At 56.7% G+C, this 18902-nt stretch carries 14 protein-coding genes; 13 read left to right on the forward strand and 1 reads right to left on the reverse strand.

All coding sequences use genetic code 11. The features are described from left to right. Positions 1-91: 91 nt before the first annotated feature. From rpsA to AC2TE5_RS07440, 9 genes are all read left to right on the forward strand, one after another. Entirely contained in the window at positions 92-1765 is a 1674-nt protein-coding gene (rpsA, locus tag AC2TE5_RS07400) for a 30S ribosomal protein S1 (RefSeq protein ID WP_014169387.1), read from the forward strand. Between the two features lie 170 nt (positions 1766-1935). Further along, a complete protein-coding gene (gene ihfB / locus AC2TE5_RS07405) occupies positions 1936-2223 on the forward strand; it encodes an integration host factor subunit beta (RefSeq protein WP_003858233.1) in 288 nt (95 codons plus the stop codon). A 214-nt stretch (positions 2224-2437) separates the two neighbouring features. After that, a complete protein-coding gene (locus tag AC2TE5_RS07410) occupies positions 2438-4702 on the forward strand; it encodes a ComEC family protein (RefSeq protein WP_484612935.1) in 2265 nt (754 codons plus the stop codon). A gap of 36 nt (positions 4703-4738) precedes the next feature. Further along, entirely contained in the window at positions 4739-6490 is a 1752-nt protein-coding gene (msbA, locus tag AC2TE5_RS07415; protein WP_484612936.1) for a lipid A ABC transporter ATP-binding protein/permease MsbA, read from the forward strand. After that, on the forward strand, positions 6487-7464 hold the full coding sequence (gene lpxK / locus AC2TE5_RS07420) for a tetraacyldisaccharide 4'-kinase (RefSeq protein WP_213328372.1): 978 nt from the start codon (positions 6487-6489) through the stop codon (positions 7462-7464). Before msbA ends, lpxK begins: the two co-directional genes overlap by 4 nt. Positions 7465-7508: 44 nt before the next feature. Continuing rightward, entirely contained in the window at positions 7509-8738 is a 1230-nt protein-coding gene (locus AC2TE5_RS07425) for a winged helix-turn-helix domain-containing protein (RefSeq protein WP_484612937.1), read from the forward strand. A 45-nt stretch (positions 8739-8783) separates the two neighbouring features. Then, complete coding sequence (ycaR, locus tag AC2TE5_RS07430; RefSeq protein ID WP_006174474.1) at positions 8784-8966, forward strand: protein YcaR; 183 nt, start codon at positions 8784-8786, stop codon at positions 8964-8966. Further along, entirely contained in the window at positions 8963-9709 is a 747-nt protein-coding gene (gene kdsB, locus AC2TE5_RS07435) for a 3-deoxy-manno-octulosonate cytidylyltransferase (protein ID WP_023311001.1), read from the forward strand. The genes ycaR and kdsB overlap by 4 nt, the downstream gene beginning before the upstream one ends. Positions 9710-9850: 141 nt before the next feature. Continuing rightward, positions 9851-10744, forward strand: a complete 894-nt coding sequence (locus tag AC2TE5_RS07440) for a YcbJ family phosphotransferase (protein WP_023311002.1) — start codon at positions 9851-9853, stop codon at positions 10742-10744. Here the strand turns inward: AC2TE5_RS07440 and elyC are convergent. Beyond that, positions 10721-11500 carry an envelope biogenesis factor ElyC gene (gene elyC / locus AC2TE5_RS07445; protein ID WP_484612938.1) on the reverse strand — a complete coding sequence of 260 codons (780 nt, stop codon included), beginning with the start codon at positions 11498-11500 and terminating at the stop codon, positions 10721-10723. The genes AC2TE5_RS07440 and elyC overlap by 24 nt on opposite strands. Before the next feature lie 124 nt (positions 11501-11624). Between elyC and cmoM the strand changes: the two genes are divergently transcribed. The 4 genes from cmoM to mukB are packed head-to-tail and all read left to right on the forward strand — an operon-like array spanning position 11625 to position 18866. Beyond that, complete coding sequence (cmoM, locus tag AC2TE5_RS07450; protein WP_023311004.1) at positions 11625-12404, forward strand: tRNA uridine 5-oxyacetic acid(34) methyltransferase CmoM; 780 nt, start codon at positions 11625-11627, stop codon at positions 12402-12404. Positions 12405-12407: 3 nt separating this feature from the next. Continuing rightward, a complete protein-coding gene (gene mukF / locus AC2TE5_RS07455) occupies positions 12408-13730 on the forward strand; it encodes a chromosome partition protein MukF (protein ID WP_023335133.1) in 1323 nt (440 codons plus the stop codon). Beyond that, positions 13711-14415 (forward strand): chromosome partition protein MukE, encoded by a 705-nt coding sequence (gene mukE, locus AC2TE5_RS07460; RefSeq protein ID WP_008499954.1) that lies wholly within the window; start codon positions 13711-13713, stop codon positions 14413-14415. Before mukF ends, mukE begins: the two co-directional genes overlap by 20 nt. Next, positions 14415-18866, forward strand: a complete 4452-nt coding sequence (gene mukB, locus AC2TE5_RS07465; RefSeq protein WP_484612939.1) for a chromosome partition protein MukB — start codon at positions 14415-14417, stop codon at positions 18864-18866. The genes mukE and mukB overlap by 1 nt, the downstream gene beginning before the upstream one ends. The last annotated feature ends 36 nt before the right edge of the window (positions 18867-18902 follow it).

Raw genomic sequence — 18902 nt, forward strand, 5'->3', positions numbered from 1 at the left:
CCCCCGCTGCAATGGATTGACGGCGGGTATGTGAAACAACCCCATCCGGCACGGAGCCAGGTGGACGTTAATATTAACCTGAAGATTAAACATGACTGAATCTTTTGCTCAACTGTTTGAAGAATCCTTAAAAACAATCGAAACCCGCCCGGGTTCCATCGTTCGCGGTGTTGTTGTTGCTATCGACAAAGACGTAGTACTGGTTGACGCCGGTCTGAAATCTGAGTCCGCCATTCCGGCAGAGCAGTTCAAAAACGCCCAGGGCGAGCTGGAAATCCAGGTAGGTGACGAAGTTGACGTTGCTCTGGACGCAGTAGAAGACGGCTTCGGTGAAACCCTGCTTTCTCGTGAGAAAGCTAAACGTCACGAAGCATGGATCACGCTGGAAAAAGCTTACGAAGAAGCTGAAACTGTGGTCGGTGTTATCAACGGCAAAGTTAAAGGTGGCTTCACTGTTGAGCTGAATGGTATTCGTGCGTTCCTGCCAGGTTCTCTGGTAGACGTTCGTCCAGTTCGTGACACTCTGCACCTGGAAGGCAAAGAGCTTGAGTTCAAAGTAATCAAGCTGGACCAGAAGCGTAACAACGTTGTTGTATCCCGTCGTGCCGTTATCGAATCCGAAAACAGCGCAGAACGCGATCAGCTGCTGGAAAACCTGCAGGAAGGCATGGAAGTCAAAGGTATCGTTAAGAACCTCACTGACTACGGCGCATTCGTTGACCTGGGCGGCGTTGATGGCCTGCTGCACATCACCGACATGGCGTGGAAACGCGTTAAGCACCCAAGCGAAATCGTGAACGTGGGCGACGAAATCACTGTTAAAGTGCTGAAGTTCGACCGCGAGCGTACTCGTGTATCCCTCGGCCTGAAACAGCTGGGCGAAGATCCATGGGTAGCTATCGCTAAGCGTTACCCAGAAGGTACTAAACTGACTGGTCGCGTAACCAACCTGACTGACTACGGCTGCTTCGTTGAAATCGAAGAAGGCGTTGAAGGTCTGGTGCACGTTTCCGAAATGGACTGGACCAACAAAAACATCCACCCATCCAAAGTTGTTAACGTTGGTGATGTAGTGGAAGTGATGGTTCTGGATATCGACGAAGAACGTCGTCGTATCTCCCTGGGCCTGAAACAGTGCAAAAACAACCCATGGCAGCAGTTCGCGGAAACCCACAACAAGGGCGACCGTGTTGAAGGTAAAATCAAGTCTATCACTGACTTCGGTATCTTCATCGGCCTGGACGGCGGCATCGATGGCCTGGTTCACCTGTCTGACATCTCCTGGAACGTTGCAGGCGAAGAAGCAGTTCGTGAATACAAAAAAGGCGACGAAATCGCTGCAGTTGTTCTGCAGGTTGACGCAGAGCGTGAGCGTATCTCCCTGGGCGTTAAACAGCTCGCAGAAGATCCGTTCAACAACTGGGTTGCACTGAACAAGAAAGGCGCAATCGTAAACGGTAAAGTGACTGCAGTTGACGCTAAAGGCGCAACCGTAGAACTGGCTGACGGCGTTGAAGGTTACCTGCGCGCTTCTGAAGCTTCACGTGACCGCGTTGAAGATGCCACTCTGGTTCTGAACGTAGGCGACGACGTTGAAGCTAAGTTCACCGGTGTTGACCGTAAGAACCGTGCAATCAGCCTGTCTGTTCGTGCTAAAGACGAAGCTGATGAGAAAGATGCAATCGCAACTGTTAACAAACAGGAAGATGCAAACTTCTCTAACAACGCAATGGCTGAAGCTTTCAAAGCAGCTAAAGGCGAGTAATATCAGGTTCTCAGCATCATTTGCGCTGTAACGCATTTACAGCGCGAAGGATGAGGAGCAAACTTGACAGATTGCAGGATTCGTCCTGTAATCAATAACAAAGGGCGGCTACGGCTGCCCTTGTTTAATGAGCTGTTCAGCTAATTGGTTTGAAAGGAACCGGAGGAATCATGACCAAGTCAGAATTGATTGAAAGACTTGCCAGTCAGCAACCGCATATCCCTGCCAAGGCAGTGGAAGATGCCGTAAAAGAGATGCTGGAGCATATGGCCACCACTCTTGCCCAGGGCGAGCGCATTGAAATCCGCGGTTTCGGTAGTTTTTCTCTGCACTATCGTGCTCCACGTACCGGGCGTAACCCGAAAACTGGCGATAAAGTCGAGCTGGAAGGTAAGTACGTTCCACACTTTAAGCCGGGTAAAGAACTGCGCGATCGCGCCAATATTTACGGCAACTGAGTTTAGCCAGCCGGTTAAACTGGGTTCGAAAGAAAGCACCTGCGGGTGCTTTTTTTGCCTCTGTCGCTTTCATTCTGAATGTGCCCCGCATTTTTCGTTTCATTTTCTGCAAACCGATAAAAACAGCACAGCGCGTGCCGTAAAACACATTCTTCTCGCCTGACAGCTCGCTCTGCCTGCTTACATACTGCTCTCCTGAAACAGGGAGGTAGCAATGGGAATTCCCGCTCTTAGCGTCTGCGTCATTCTGGCAATAGCCCCGTTACTCTGGTTACCTGAACTGCCATCACGTCATACCGTTTGGCTAATGATTGTTGGCGGGATAGCGCTAGCCGCAACGCGAAACGTAAGACTGAAGTATGTCGGGATCGCGTTGTTATTTTGTGCATGGGGTATGCTTGCCGCGCAGGAGAGCGTCTGGCCGATGCAGCATTTAACCACGGGTGCTGTGCAGGCTGAGGTGGAGCTCACCGCCACAGATGGCGCAACGCTGCATCAGGGAAACATTCTCAGCGTAGATGGCAGGCGCTGGTGGGCCTCCACCGGCGTAACGCTGTATGGCAATTATCTGCCACAGGAAGCGTGTGCTGGTCAGCGCTGGAGCATGACGCTCAGGCTCAGGCCTGCCCACGGCGAACTGAACGATGGCGGATATGATTCTCAGCGCAGCGCTTTTGCCCGACATCAAACGCTAAGCGGGCGCTTCACCCGTGCTGAACTCGTCGATGGACGCTGCAGCCTGCGGGCACAATACCTGACGTCACTGCAAAACCGACTTTCGGCTTACCGCTGGGGGACGGTTATCCTGGGACTGGGAATGGGAGAACGTCTGGATGTGCCCCGGGAAATAAAAGACCTGATGCGTGAAACCGGGACGCTGCATTTGATGGCGATTTCGGGTCTGCATATCGCGCTGGCGGCATCCCTCGTCTGGTTACTCGCACGTGGACTCCAGTTTTTATTACCCAGCCACCGGGTCCACTGGCAAATGCCTCTCCTGGCCGGGTTATGCTTTGCCGCTTTCTACGCCTGGCTTACCGGTCTGCAACCTCCTGCGCTACGAACGGTCATCGCGCTTGCTGTGCTTGCCATGTTGCGGATCGCTGCCCGCCAGTGGTCTCCATGGCAGGTATGGGTATGCTGTATCGCGGCGATCCTGATAAGCGATCCCTTAGCCGTACTTTCGCAGAGTCTGGCCCTGTCCGCATTTGCCGTCGCCGCCCTGATTTTCTGGTTTCAGTGGCTGCCTCTTCCTGACTGGCACCGGGCACGACGTATTCGGCCGCTACTGAACCTGCTCTATCTGCAGCTCGGCATGCTGATGCAGCTCATGCCGTTACAGGTTCTGATTTTCCACGGCTTCAGCATCTCCTCCCTGGTCGCGAATCTCTTTGCCGTTCCCCTGGTGACGTTTGTCTCCGTGCCGCTGATCCTGCTCGGCATGCTCCTTCACCTGTTACCGCTGGCGGCTCTGGAAAGCGTCGTCTGGTTCGCAGCCGATAGGTCACTTGCGGGGTTGTTCTGGCTCCTCATGCGCCTGCCTGACGGTTGGCAGAGTGTCGATCAACGCTGGCAGTACATGACGCTACTGCCCTGGCTTATCATCATTGGCTGGCGCTTTCGTGCCTGGAAAACCCTTCCAGCCGTGTGTCTGGCAGGAAGTGTCTTACTGACATTTCCTCTCTGGCGAACGGCAAAAAGCGAGAGCTGGACGCTGCATATGCTGGATGTAGGGCAGGGCCTGGCGATGGTCATTGAACGGCAGGGGAAAGCTATTCTCTATGATACCGGTCTCGCCTGGCCGGGCGGGGATAGCGCGCAGCGGTTAATTATCCCGTGGCTTCGCTGGCATCACCTGAGGCCTGAAGGCGTGATTCTCAGTCATGAACACCTCGACCATGCGGGAGGCCTCGTATCGTTGCAGAAAGCGTGGCCTGACGTGTGGGTCAGAAGCCCCTTGCGCCAGGCGGGACATCGTCCCTGTTTTCGCGGGCTGAGATGGCGATGGCAGGGACTCACCTTCACCGTTCACTGGCCTCCTGAAAATTACCCGGCTCAGGGAAACAACCGTTCCTGCGTGGTAAAGGTGGACGACGGCGAGCAGAGTGTGCTGCTAACAGGGGACATTGAAGCGCAAGCGGAACAGGCTATGCTTAGCCATTACTGGCGTTATCTGACGTCCACGCTCATACAGGTGCCCCATCATGGCAGCAATACTTCGTCTTCATTGCCGCTGGTGCAGCGGGTAGAAGGTCAGATCGCCCTGGATTCAGCGGCCCGGTATAACGCCTGGCGATTCCCGTCGGCAAAAGTTGTCCGACGTTATCGAAAAGAGGGGTATATCTGGCACGATACCCCTCATTCTGGACAAATATCGGTGACATTCTCGCAACATCACTGGCAAATCCGCCGCTTGCGAGAGCAATTTTTACCCGTTTGGTATCATCAGTGGTTTGGCGCGCCCGTCGATAACGGGTAGAATATGCGGCTATTTCAACGAATGCTGGTTTTTTGAATGCATAACGACAAAGATCTCTCCACGTGGCAAACCTTCCGCCGACTCTGGCCGATGATTGCGCCCTTTAAAACAGGCCTGATCGTGGCGGGAGTAGCGTTAATCCTCAACGCAGCCAGCGATACTTTTATGCTATCGCTTCTCAAACCGTTACTGGACGACGGTTTTGGTAAAACGGATCGCTCAGTGTTGCTATGGATGCCTCTGGTGGTTATCGGACTGATGATCTTACGCGGCATCACCAGCTATATCTCAAGCTACTGTATTTCCTGGGTATCAGGGAAAGTGGTGATGACCATGCGCCGTCGCCTGTTCAGCCACATGATGGGCATGCCGGTCTCGTTCTTTGACAAGCAGTCTACCGGGACGCTGCTGTCCCGTATTACCTACGACTCAGAGCAGGTTGCCTCCTCGTCCTCAAGCGCGCTGATCACCGTTGTGCGTGAGGGTGCGTCAATCATTGGCCTGTTCGCGATGATGTTCTATTACAGCTGGCAGCTGTCGATCATCCTTATCGTTCTGGCGCCGATAGTTTCTATTGCCATCCGCGTCGTCTCAAAACGCTTCCGCAATATCAGTAAGACGATGCAGAATACGATGGGGCAGGTGACCACCAGCGCGGAACAGATGCTGAAAGGGCATAAAGAAGTTCTGATTTTTGGCGGTCAGGACGTCGAAACCAAACGCTTTGATAAAGTCAGCAACAAAATGCGTCTTCAGGGGATGAAAATGGTCTCGGCCTCTTCCATCTCTGATCCGATTATTCAGCTGATTGCCTCCCTGGCACTGGCATTCGTCCTGTATGCGGCAAGCTTCCCGAGCGTCATGGAGACGCTGACGGCGGGTACTATTACCGTGGTCTTCTCCTCTATGATTGCGCTGATGCGTCCGCTGAAATCACTGACGAACGTCAACGCCCAGTTCCAGCGCGGGATGGCCGCCTGTCAGACGCTGTTCAGCATTCTGGATTCCGAACAGGAAAAAGACGAAGGTACACGCGAGATTGAGCGCGCCCGCGGCGACGTTGAGTTCCGCAATGTCACTTTCGCCTATCCTGGACGTGAAACACCGGCGCTGCGTAATATCAACCTGTCTATTCCGGCGGGTAAAACCGTTGCGCTGGTGGGCCGTTCTGGTTCGGGTAAATCGACTATTGCCAGCCTGATGACCCGTTTCTACGATATTAACGAAGGTGAGATCCTGTTAGACGGTCATGACCTGCGGGCGTATACCCTGCAGTCGCTGCGTAACCAGGTGGCGCTGGTTTCCCAGAACGTGCACCTGTTCAACGATACTGTGGCTAACAACATTGCGTATGCGCGCACGGATGAGTACAGCCGCGAACAGATTGAGAACGCCGCGCGTATGGCCTACGCAATGGACTTTATCAACAAGATGGATAACGGTCTGGATACCATAATCGGTGAGAACGGGGTACTGCTCTCCGGTGGTCAGCGTCAGCGTATCGCCATTGCGCGTGCGCTGCTGCGCGACAGCCCGATTCTGATTCTCGACGAAGCGACCTCTGCGCTGGATACGGAATCTGAACGCGCTATTCAGTCCGCGCTGGATGAGCTGCAAAAGAACCGTACCTCGCTGGTGATTGCGCACCGACTGTCGACTATCGAGCAGGCTGATGAAATCGTCGTGGTTGAGGATGGCGTCATTGTTGAACGCGGAAGCCATGCCGATTTGCTGGAACACCGCGGCGTTTACGCCCAGCTTCATAAGATGCAGTTTGGCCAACAATGATTGCACGCATCTGGTCCGGTGAATCTCTGCTGTGGCTGCTGCTTTTGCCGCTCTCCTGGCTATATGGCCTGGTGAGCGGCACTATCCGTCTGCTATACCGCCTGGGGCTGAAGCGTGCCTGGCGCGCGCCGGTTCCGGTTGTGGTTGTCGGTAATCTTACGGCGGGTGGCAACGGTAAAACGCCGGTGGTGATCTGGCTGGTGGAGCAATTGCAAAAACGCGGTATCCGCCCGGGGGTGGTATCGCGCGGATATGGTGGTAAAGCGGCGCGTTATCCGCTGCTGCTGACGGCGGAAACCACGACCGCCGAAGCGGGTGATGAACCGGTATTGATTTTCCAGCGTACCGGCGCACCGGTTGCGGTCTCCCCGGTGCGCAGCGACGCCGTTCAGGCACTGCTTGCCGAACACGCGGTACAAATCATTATCACTGACGATGGCCTGCAGCATTACGCCCTGGCGCGTGATAAAGAGATTGTGGTCATCGACGGCGTTCGCCGTTTCGGTAACGGCTGGTGGCTGCCGGCCGGACCCATGCGCGAACGCGCTTCGCGTCTTAAGTCCGTTGATGCGGTGATTGTTAACGGTGGTAAAGCAAGCGCGGGTGAAATCCCGATGCACCTGCAGCCGGGTCTTGCGGTCAACCTGGTGACGGGGGAACGCCGGTCGGTTGCTGAGCTGCCTTCACTGGTGGCGATGGCGGGGATTGGCCATCCGCCGCGCTTCTTCGCGACGCTGGAACAGTGTGGTGCCCGGCTGGAAAAACGCGTTCCGCTGGCCGACCATCAGGCGCTGGTGGAAGGGCAGGTAGACGCCCTGACTGTACCCGGGCAGTCTCTGATCATGACCGAAAAAGATGCGGTGAAATGCCGTGCCTTTGCGAAAGATAACTGGTGGTATCTGCCGGTTGACGCTGAACTCAGCGGCGAGCAGCCGGAACACTTGCTCCAGGAACTGATTGCGTTGGTGCAGTAAAGGCTTACGCGGTTCTGGTGGCGCTTTGACTGACAGGAAAACGCATGTCTTTACCGCAACTCTCGCTTTCAGCCGCACGTCATTTACACCTTGCCGCGCAGGGGCTGCTTAAAAAGCCCCGCCGCCGCGCGCAGCCTGCCGATATTCTCTCTACCGTCCAGCGCATGTCGCTGCTTCAAATCGACACCATTAACATTGTGGCCCGTAGCCCCTACCTGGTCCTGTTTAGCCGCCTCGGAAATTATCCTTCGCAGTGGCTGGATGAGGCGCTCAGCAAGGGGGCGTTAATGGAGTATTGGGCGCACGAAGCCTGCTTCCTGCCCCGCAGCGATTTTGCCCTGGTTCGCCACCGTATGCTTGCCCCGGAAAAGATGGGCTGGAAATACCGACAGGCGTGGATGCTGGAACATGCGGCCGAAATTGAGCAGCTAATCGCGCATATTCAGGATAACGGTCCCGTACGCTCCGCCGATTTTGAACACCCGCGCAAAGGCACCAGCGGCTGGTGGGAGTGGAAGCCGCATAAGCGTCATCTCGAAGGGCTGTTTACCTCTGGCAAAGTCATGGTGATTGAGCGGCGTAATTTTCAACGCGTCTACGACCTGACGCATCGCGTGATGCCGCACTGGGACGACGAGCGTGATCTGCTTACCCAGGAGGCGGCCGAGGCCATCATGCTGGAGAACAGCGCCCGCAGCCTGGGGATTTTTCGCACCCAATGGCTGGCAGATTATTATCGCCTTCGCCAGCCCGCGCTGAAACCGCTGCTGGACATATGGCAACGCGAACAGCGCGTTATCCCCGTCACGGTGGAAACGCTGGGCGAAATGTGGCTGCATGCGGATCTCCTCCCGCTACTGCCTCAGGCCCTGGAGGGGAAACTTCAGGCAACCCACAGTGCGGTGTTGTCGCCTTTCGACCCGGTCGTCTGGGACAGAAAACGCGCCGAGCAGCTGTTCGATTTTAGCTACCGGCTGGAATGTTATACCCCGGCCCCAAAGCGCCAGTATGGTTACTTTGTTCTCCCGCTGCTGCATAAGGGGCAACTGGTCGGGCGCATGGACGCCAAAATGCACCGCAAGACCGGCACGCTTGAAATCATTGCGCTTTATCTGGAAGAGGGCGTCAGGGTAACGGTGAGCCTGGAAAAAGGGTTAACGTTCGCCATTAGCGAATTCGCGCGCTGGCAGGGCGCCCGCGACGTGACGCTGGGCCGGGTACCCGACGGACTGTTTACAACCTGTCGAAGTGGCTGGGAAACAGGCACTCCCTGAAAAGGGAATGTGTTAAGCTTTAGCGATTACCCATACGGAGGAACTATGGATCACCGTTTACTTGAAATTATTGCCTGCCCGGTATGCAACGGCAAACTCTACTACAGCCAGGACAAACAGGAGCTGATCTGCAAGCTGGACAGCCTGGCTTTCCCGCTGCGTGACGGCATTCCGGTACTGCTGGAAAATGAAGCTCGTTCCCTGGTGGCAGAAGAGAGCAAACCATGAGTTTTGTTGTCATTATTCCTGCGCGTTATGCCTCAACGCGTCTGCCGGGTAAACCGCTGGTGGATATCAACGGCAAGCCGATGATTGTGCATGTTCTTGAGCGTGCGCGTGAATCCGGTGCCGATCGCGTGATTGTTGCTACCGATCATCCTGACGTCGCCCGTGCGGTTGAGGCGGCAGGCGGTGAGGTATGCATGACCCGCGCCGATCACCAGTCCGGCACCGAGCGTCTGGCGGAAGTGGTTGAGAAATGTGGTTTCAGTGATGATACGGTCATCGTTAACGTGCAGGGTGACGAGCCGATGATCCCGGCGGTGATTATCCGTCAGGTGGCAGAAAACCTGGCTCAGCGTCAGGTTGGTATGGCGACGCTCGCGGTGCCCATTCACCACGCTGAAGAGGCATTCAATCCGAATGCGGTGAAGGTGGTCATGGATGCCGAAGGCTATGCGCTCTATTTCTCCCGCGCCACGATCCCCTGGGATCGCGATCGCTTTGCGCTCTCTAAAGAGACCATCGGTGATACCTTCCTGCGTCATATTGGGATCTACGGCTATCGGGCCGGTTTTATTCGTCGATATGTTACCTGGGCGCCGAGTCCGCTGGAGCATATCGAAATGCTGGAGCAGCTTCGCGTGCTCTGGTACGGCGAAAAAATTCACGTTGCCGTTGCCAGCGAAGTGCCTGGAACGGGCGTTGATACGCCGGAAGATCTTGAGCGCGTCCGCGCCGAGCTGCGCTAATACCGCCTGCATCCCTCCTGACGGGGGGATGTTCTCTCCCTGTTAATTCCCCTTTCTTTTCCCTAATTGATCTCTTCCGGGTGACATCTTCCTTCAGGACGCTCATTATAAAAGCAGTAGTCTTAATGGGGGTAATCTCATATGGAACAGCTGCGTGCCGAACTTAGCCATCTGCTGGGTGAGAAATTAAGCCGGGTCGAATGCGTGAGTGAAAAGGCCGATACCGCGCTTTGGTCGTTGTATGACAGTCAGGGCAACCCTATGCCGCTGATGGCCAGAAGTTTCACCTCGCCGGGCGTTGCCAGGCAGCTTGCATGGAAAATGTCGATGCTGGCGCGGGAGGGAACCGTCCGTATGCCGACGGTGTACGGCGTGATGACGCACGAGGAACACCCCGGCCCGGATGTGCTGCTGATTGAGCGCTTGCGCGGCGTGCCCGTTGAAGCGCCCGCGCGCACGCCGGAACGCTGGGAGCAGTTAAAAGACCAGATTGTCGAGGCGCTGCTGGCCTGGCACCGTCAGGATAGCCGCGGACTTGTCGGTCCGGTCGACAGCACCCAGGAAAACCTGTGGCCGCTGTGGTATCGCCAGCGGGTTGAGGTCCTGTGGGGGACGCTCAACCAGTTCAACAATACCGGTTTAACCATGCAGGATAAGCGTATTCTGTTTCGCACCCGCGAGTGCCTGCCGGCGCTGTTCGACGGTTTTAATGACAACTGCGTGCTGATCCACGGTAATTTCACCCTGCGCAGCATGCTCAAAGACTCCCGCAGCGATCAGCTTCTGGCGATGTTGGGGCCGGGGATCATGCTCTGGGCTCCGCGCGAATACGAGCTGTTCAGGCTCAGCGACAGCGGGGCGGCGGAAGGTTTGCTGTGGCACTACCTTCAACGCGCGCCCGTTGCAGAGGCGTTTCTCTGGCGGCGCTGGCTTTATCTGCTCTGGGACGAAGTCGCGCAGCTGGTGAATACCGGACGTTTTAATCGCGCAAACTTCGATCTGGCAACTAAATCACTCTTGCCCTGGCTCGCCTGACGATCCTTTCAGCCACTGCCAGAGGCGTCCGAGCGTCTCATAACCGACGCGATCGCTATGCATCAGCCACGCCGGGGAGGGGATCGCCCGTTCCCACGGGTTGAGCGGCGCGTCGATGGCCATCTGGTTTGCCGGTGCGGGAAGCGGATGCAGGCCTTGCTTCTCAAAGAAAATCATCGCGCGCGGCAGGTGTGAGGCGGAGGTCACCAGTAAGAACGGGACATCGCCAATCGCCTGCTTCACTGCGGCAGCCTCTTCTTCGGTATCTTTTGGGCTGTCCAGAGTGATAATTGAGGAGCGCGGCACGCCGAGTGATTCCGCGACTCTGGCACCTGCCTCAGCCGTACTCACCGGGTTCGTTTTGGCCGCCGCGCCGGTGAAGATCATTTTTGATCCCGGATTCTCCAGCCAGAGGCGAATGCCTTCATTTAGTCGTGGCAGGCTGTTGTTGATCAGGTTTGAACTGGGGGCCCAGTCAGGATCCCAGGTATATCCGCCGCCCAGCACCACGATGTACGCCACTTTCTGATTTCCCTGCCACGTTGGGTACTTGTTTTCGATAGGGCGTAAAAGACCATCCGCGACCGGCTGCAGGCTCAACAGCAGCAGGACAAACCAGCCGAGCGTGATAAGCGTTTTACCACTCTTCTGAAAGCGACTGAACCACACCAGCGCCAGCCCCAGCGCGATGATGATGAGCAGCAGCGGAAGGGGAAGCATCATCCCTCCAATGTATTTCTTAAGGGTAAAAAGCATCCTTTTTGGTTCCTTTTTTGACCATATAGCAGGTGATTACCCGTGATATTACACCAGAGAGGTTCATTCTCCGCGCGGGTGTGACAAAATAGCGGTTTTGCAGTTAGCGAGTGGAACTCTCCCAATGCGGGATCGCAATTTTGATGACATCGCGGAAAAGTTTTCGCGCAACATTTATGGCACCACGAAAGGGCAGCTTCGTCAGACGATCCTCTGGCAGGATCTGGACACCATTCTGGCCACCTTTGGTGGTCAAACGTTGCGCGTGCTGGACGCCGGTGGCGGTGAAGGGCAGACGGCGATAAAAATGGCCGAGCGCGGTCATCACGTCACACTTTGCGATCTTTCTGCTGAAATGGTCGCCCGCGCGACGCGTGCTGCTGAAGAGAAAGGTGTGAGCGACAACATGCATTTTATACAATGCGCCGCTCAGGACATCGCGCAGCATTTGGAAACCCAGGTTGATCTGATATTGTTTCATGCGGTGCTGGAGTGGGTTGCCGATCCGCAAAGCGTGTTACAAACCCTGTGGTCGATGTTACGCCCGGGCGGCACGCTGTCGCTGATGTTCTACAATGCTAACGGCTTCCTGATGCACAACATGGTTGCAGGAAACTTCGACTATGTTCAGGTCGGGATGCCCAAAAAGAAAAAGCGCACGCTTTCCCCGGACTATCCGCGCGATCCACAGCAGGTTTATGGCTGGCTGGAAGCGATTGGCTGGCAGATCGTCGGGAAGACGGGCGTCAGGGTGTTTCATGATTATCTGCGTGAAAAACACAAACAGCGTGACTGTTTTGACACCTTAACAGAATTAGAAACGCGGTATTGCCGTCAGGAGCCTTTTATCAGCCTTGGCCGCTATATTCACGTCACCGCGCACAAGCCGCAGATGCAAGGATAACCTATGAGTGAATTTTCCCAGACAGTCCCCGAACTGGTTGCCTGGGCCAGGAAAAACGATTTCTCCATCTCGCTGCCGGTAGACAGACTCTCTTTCCTGCTGGCGGTTGCCACGCTTAACGGCGAACGGCTGGATGGTGAAATGAGCGAGGGTGAACTGGTGGATGCGTTCCGCCATGTCAGTGATGCGTTTGAGCAAACCAGCGAAACCATTAGCGTGCGTGCCAACAACGCGATCAACGATATGGTGCGTCAACGTCTGCTGAACCGCTTTACCAGCGAGCAGGCGGAAGGAAACGCCATCTATCGCCTGACGCCGCTGGGCATCGGCATCACCGATTACTACATCCGCCAGCGTGAATTTTCCACGCTGCGCCTTTCCATGCAGCTCTCGATCGTGGCGGGTGAGCTTAAGCGCGCCGCCGACGCGGCGGATGAAAACGGTGACGAATTCCACTGGCACCGTAACGTCTACGCGCCGCTGAAATATTCGGTGGCCGAGATTTTCGACAGTATTGATCTCACCCAGCGCCTGATGGACGAACAGCAGCAGCAGGTGAAAGACGATATCGCGCAGCTGCTGAATAAAGACTGGCGAGCGGCCATCTCCAGCTGTGAACTTCTGCTGTCAGAAACCTCCGGCACGCTGCGCGAGCTCCAGGATACGCTGGAAGCCGCAGGGGACAAGCTGCAGGCTAACCTGCTGCGCATCCAGGACGCGACGCTGGCGCATGACGATCTGCATTTTATCGACCGTCTGGTATTCGATCTGCAGAGCAAACTCGACCGCATTATCAGCTGGGGCCAGCAGTCGATCGACCTGTGGATCGGCTACGACCGACACGTGCATAAATTTATCCGTACCGCGATTGATATGGATAAAAACCGCGTCTTTGCTCAGCGTCTGCGTCAGTCGGTGCAGACCTATTTCGATGCGCCGTGGGCGCTGACCTACGCCAGTGCCGATCGTCTGCTGGATATGCGCGACGAAGAGATGGCGCTGCGCGATGAAGAGGTGACCGGTGAACTGCCGCCGGATCTGGAATACGAAGAATTTAACGAAATTCGCGAGCAGCTTGCGGCGATGATCGAAGAACAGCTTGCTGTCTACAAAACCAGACAAGTGCCGCTGGATCTTGGTCTCGTGGTGCGCGACTATCTGGCGCAATATCCACGCGCGCGCCACTTCGACATTGCCCGCATTGTGGTAGACCAGGCGGTGCGCCTGGGCGTCGCACAAGCAGATTTCACCGGACTGCCGCCGAAGTGGCAGCCAATTAACGATTACGGAGCCAAGGTACAGGCGCATGTCATTGACAAATATTGAACAAGTGATGCCGGTTAAGCTGGCACAGGCGCTGGCGAATCCGTTATTTCCGGCGCTGGACAGCCAGCTGCGTGCCGGTCGTCACATTGGCTTAGACGAGCTGGATAATCACGCCTTTTTGATGGACTTTCAGGAGTACCTGGAAGAGTTTTACGCGCGCTACAACGTGGAGCTTATCCGCGCGCCGGAAGGGTTTTTCTACCTTCGCCCGCGCTCCACGACGCTGATTCCGCGTTCCGTGCTCTCCGAGCTGGATATGATGGTCGGCAAAATTCTTTGCTACCTCTACCTCAGCCCGGAACGTCTGGCGAATGAAGGGATCTTCACCCAGCAGGAACTTTACGATGAGCTGTTGACGCTGGCTGATGAGAGCAAGCTGCTCAAGCTGGTGAACAACCGCTCTACGGGGTCAGATCTTGACCGTCAGAAATTACAGGAAAAGGTTCGCTCTTCCCTGAACCGTCTGCGTCGTCTGGGGATGGTCTGGTTTATGGGCCACGACAGCAGCAAATTCCGCATCACGGAATCTGTCTTCCGCTTCGGCGCCGACGTGCGTGCGGGCGATGACGCGCGTGAAGCGCAGCTTCGCATGATCCGCGACGGTGAAGCGATGCCGGTGGAAAACCATTTGCAGCTCAATGATGAGCATGAAGAGAATCTGCCGGATAGCGGGGAGGAAGAGTAATGATTGAACGCGGTAAATTTCGCTCACTGACGCTGATTAACTGGAACGGCTTCTTTGCCCGAACGTTCGATCTGGATGAGCTGGTCACGACGCTCTCCGGCGGTAACGGTGCGGGTAAATCCACCACCATGGCGGCCTTTGTTACGGCGCTGATCCCCGATCTGACGCTGCTCCATTTCCGTAACACCACCGAAGCGGGGGCAACAAGCGGCTCCCGCGATAAAGGTCTGCACGGTAAGCTGAAGGCCGGCGTCTGTTATTCGGTTCTGGACGTCATTAACTCCCGTCATCAGCGCGTGGTGGTGGGCGTGCGCCTGCAGCAGGTCGCCGGCCGCGACCGTAAAGTGGATATCAAACCGTTTGCGATCCAGGGTCTGCCAACCTCCGTGCAGCCGACGTCGCTGCTGACGGAAACCCTGAACGAACGTCAGGCGCGCGTGCTGACGCTGCAGGAGCTGAAGGACAAGCTCGAAGCCATCGAAGGCGTGCAGTTCAAGCAGTTCAACTCCATTACCGACTACCACTCGCTGATGTTCGATCTGGGCGTGGTGGCGCGTCGTCTGCGCACGGCATCAGACCGTAGCAAATACTACCGCCTGATCGAAGCGTCTCTGTACGGCGGTATCTCCAGCGCGATTACCCGCTCCCTGCGCGACTACCTGCTGCCGGAAAACAGCGGCGTGCGTAAGGCCTTCCAGGATATGGAAGCGGCGCTGCGCGAAAACCGCATGACGCTGGAAGCGATTCGCGTTACCCAGTCTGACCGCGACCTGTTTAAACACCTGATCAGCGAAGCCACCAACTACGTGGCGGCGGACTACATGCGCCACGCCAACGAGCGCCGGGTGCATCTCGATCAGGCATTAGAATACCGTCGCGAGCTGTTTACCTCCCGTAAACAGCTGGTGGCCGAGCAGTACAAGCACGTCGAAATGGCGCGCGAGCTGGGCGAGCACAACGGTGCTGAAGGCGACCTGGAAGCCGATTACCAGGCCGCCAGCGATCACCTGAACCTGGTGCAGACCGCGCTGCGTCAGCAGGAAAAAATCGAGCGCTATGAAGCGGATCTCGATGAACTGCAGATTCGTCTCGAAGAGCAGAATGAAGTGGTGGCCGAAGCCGCCGACATGCAGGAAGAGAACGAAGCCCGCGCCGAAGCGGCCGAGCTGGAAGTGGATGAGCTGAAAAGCCAGCTTGCTGATTACCAGCAGGCACTTGACGTGCAGCAAACGCGAGCGATTCAGTACACCCAGGCATTGCAGGCATTACAGCGTGCGAAAGAGCTGTGCCATCTGCCTGACCTGACGCCGGACAGCGCCGACGAGTGGCTGGATACCTTCCAGGCCAAAGAGCAGGAAGCCACCGAGAAACTGCTCTCCCTCGAACAGAAAATGAGCGTCGCGCAAACGGCGCACAGCCAGTTTGAGCAGGCTTATCAGCTGGTGGTCGCAATTAACGGCCCGCTGGCGCGTAGCGAAGCCTGGGACGTTGCCCGTGAACTGCTGCGCGACGGTGTGAACCAGCGCCATCTGGCCGAGCAGGTACAGCCGCTGCGTATGCGTCTGAACGAGCTGGAGCAGCGCCTGCGCGAGCAGCAGGAAGCCGAGCGTCTGCTGGCGGAATTCTGCAAGCGTCAGGGAAAAAATTACGATTTCGACGAGCTTGAGGCCCTGCATCAGGAGCTGGAAGCGCGTATTGCGGCCCTGTCCGATACCGTATCAAACGCCAGCGAACAGCGTATGACGCTGCGTCAGGAACTGGAGCAGATTCAGTCCCGTTCGAAGACGCTCCTGCAGCGAGCGCCGGTCTGGCTGGCGGCGCAAAGCAGCCTGAATCAGCTCAGCGAGCAGTGCGGCGAGCAGTTCGAATCCGGCCAGGAAGTGACCGAATACCTGCAGCAGCTGCTGGAGCGCGAGCGCGAAGCCATTGTTGAGCGTGACGAAGTGGGCGCCCGCAAGCGCGACGTCGATGAAGAAATTGAGCGCCTAAGCCAGCCGGGCGGGTCAGAAGATCCGCGCCTGAATGCGCTAGCCGAGCGTTTTGGCGGCGTGCTGCTGTCCGAGATTTATGACGACGTTGGCCTTGACGATGCCCCGTACTTCTCCGCGCTGTACGGTCCATCCCGCAACGCGATCGTGGTCCCGGATCTGTCGCTGATTTCTGAACAGCTTGCCGGACTGGAAGATTGTCCGGAAGATCTCTACCTGATCGAAGGGGATCCGCAGTCGTTCGATGACAGCGTATTCAGCGTCGACGAGCTGGAAAAAGCGGTCGTGGTGAAAATCGCCGACCGTCAGTGGCGTTATTCCCGCTTCCCTGAGCTACCGCTGTTTGGCCGCGCCGCGCGCGAAAGCCGCATCGAGAGTCTGCACGCCGAGCGTGAGACGCTGTCTGAACGTTTTGCGACCCTGTCGTTTGACGTGCAGAAAACCCAGCGTCTGCACCAGGCGTTCAGCCGCTTTATCGGCAGCCATCTCGCCGTGGCGTTTGACGCGGATCCGGAAGCCGAAATCCGCAAGCTCAATACCCGTCGCGGCGAGCTGGAACGTGCCATTGCCAGCCATGAAAGTGATAACCAGCAGAGTCGCGTTCAGTTTGAACAGGCGAAAGAGGGCGTCGCTGCCCTTAACCGCATTCTGCCGCGCCTGAACCTGCTGGCGGACGACACGCTGGCTGACCGTGTGGATGAAATCCAGGAGCGTCTGGATGAAGCGCAGGAAGCCGCGCGTTTCGTTCAGCAGCACGGCAATCAGCTGGCGAAGCTGGAGCCCGTCGTGTCTGTACTGCAGAGCGACCCGGAACAGTTCGAGCAGTTAAAAGAAGATTATGCCTGGTCGCAGCAGGTGCAGCGCGAAGCGCGTCAGCAGGCGTTTGCCCTGACGGAAGTGGTGCAGCGTCGGGCCCACTTTGGCTACTCCGATTCGGCTGAAATGCTGAGCGGTAACAGCGACCTGAACGAAAAACTGCGTCAGCGCCTTGAGCAGGCGGAAGCGGAACGTACTCGCGCCCGCGAAGCAATGCGCAGCCACTCCGCTCAACTGAACCAGTACAACCAGGTGCTGGCCTCGCTGAAAAGCTCCTTTGATACCAAGAAAGAGCTGTTAAACGATCTGCAGAAAGAGCTTCAGGACATCGGCGTGCGTGCCGACAGCGGGGCTGAAGAGCGCGCGCGTATTCGTCGTGACGAGCTGCATTCTCAGCTCAGCAATAACCGCGCGCGTCGTAATCAGCTGGAAAAAGCGCTGACCTTCTGCGAAGCGGAAATGGATAACCTGACCCGTCGCCTGCGCAAGCTGGAGCGCGACTACTTTGAGATGCGCGAGCAGGTCGTGACCGCCAAGGCGGGCTGGTGCGCGGTGATGCGCATGGTGAAAGACAATAACGTTGAGCGTCGTCTGCACCGTCGCGAGCTGGCGTACCTCTCTGCCGATGAGCTGCGTTCCATGTCGGATAAGGCGTTGGGTGCGCTGCGTCTGGCGGTAGCGGATAACGAACACCTGCGCGACGTGCTGCGTATGTCGGAAGATCCCAAACGTCCGGAACGTAAAATCCAGTTCTTCGTGGCGGTTTACCAGCACCTGCGCGAGCGTATTCGTCAGGACATCATCCGTACCGACGATCCGGTTGAAGCCATCGAACAGATGGAAATCGAGCTGGGTCGCCTGACGGAAGAGCTGACCTCCCGCGAGCAGAAGCTGGCGATCAGCTCCCGCAGCGTGGCGAACATCATTCGTAAAACCATTCAGCGCGAACAGAACCGTATTCGCCAGCTGAACCAGGGTCTGCAGAGCGTGTCGTTTGGCCAGGTGAACAGCGTGCGCCTCAACGTCAACGTGCGTGAAGCCCACGCGACGCTGCTGGAAGTGCTGTCTGAGCAGCACGAGCAGCACCAGGATCTGTTCAACAGCAATCGTCTGACCTTCTCCGAAGCGCTGGCGAAGCTGTATCAGCGCCTGAACCCGCAGATTGATATGGGGCAACGTACGCCGCAAACCATCGGTGAAGAGCTGCTGGACTACCGTAACTACCTGGAAATGGAAGTTGAGGTAAACCGTGGCTCCGACGGCTGGCTGCGTGCGGAATCCGGGGCGCTCTCTACCGGTGAAGCGATCGGCACCGGGATGTCAATTCTGGTGATGGTCGTACAGAGCTGGGAAGATGAAGCGCGCCGCCTGCGCGGCAAAGACATCTCGCCATGCCGACTGCTGTTCCTGGATGAGGCGGCGCGTCTTGATGCCCGCTCAATTGCCACGCTTTTCGAGCTTTGCGAACGTCTCGATATGCAGCTCATTATCGCGGCGCCGGAGAACATCAGCCCCGAGAAGGGCACTACCTACAAACTGGTGCGTAAAGTGTTCCAGAACAGCGAACACGTTCACGTTGTGGGGCTGCGTGGCTTTGCGCCGCAGCCGCCGGAGTCATTGCCGGAAACCACGGCGGACGCTTCCTGACGCGTCTTCTGACCCGAAGCGGCGCACTGGCGCCGC

The sequence above is a fragment of the Enterobacter sp. N5-15 genome, from assembly GCF_057221635.1.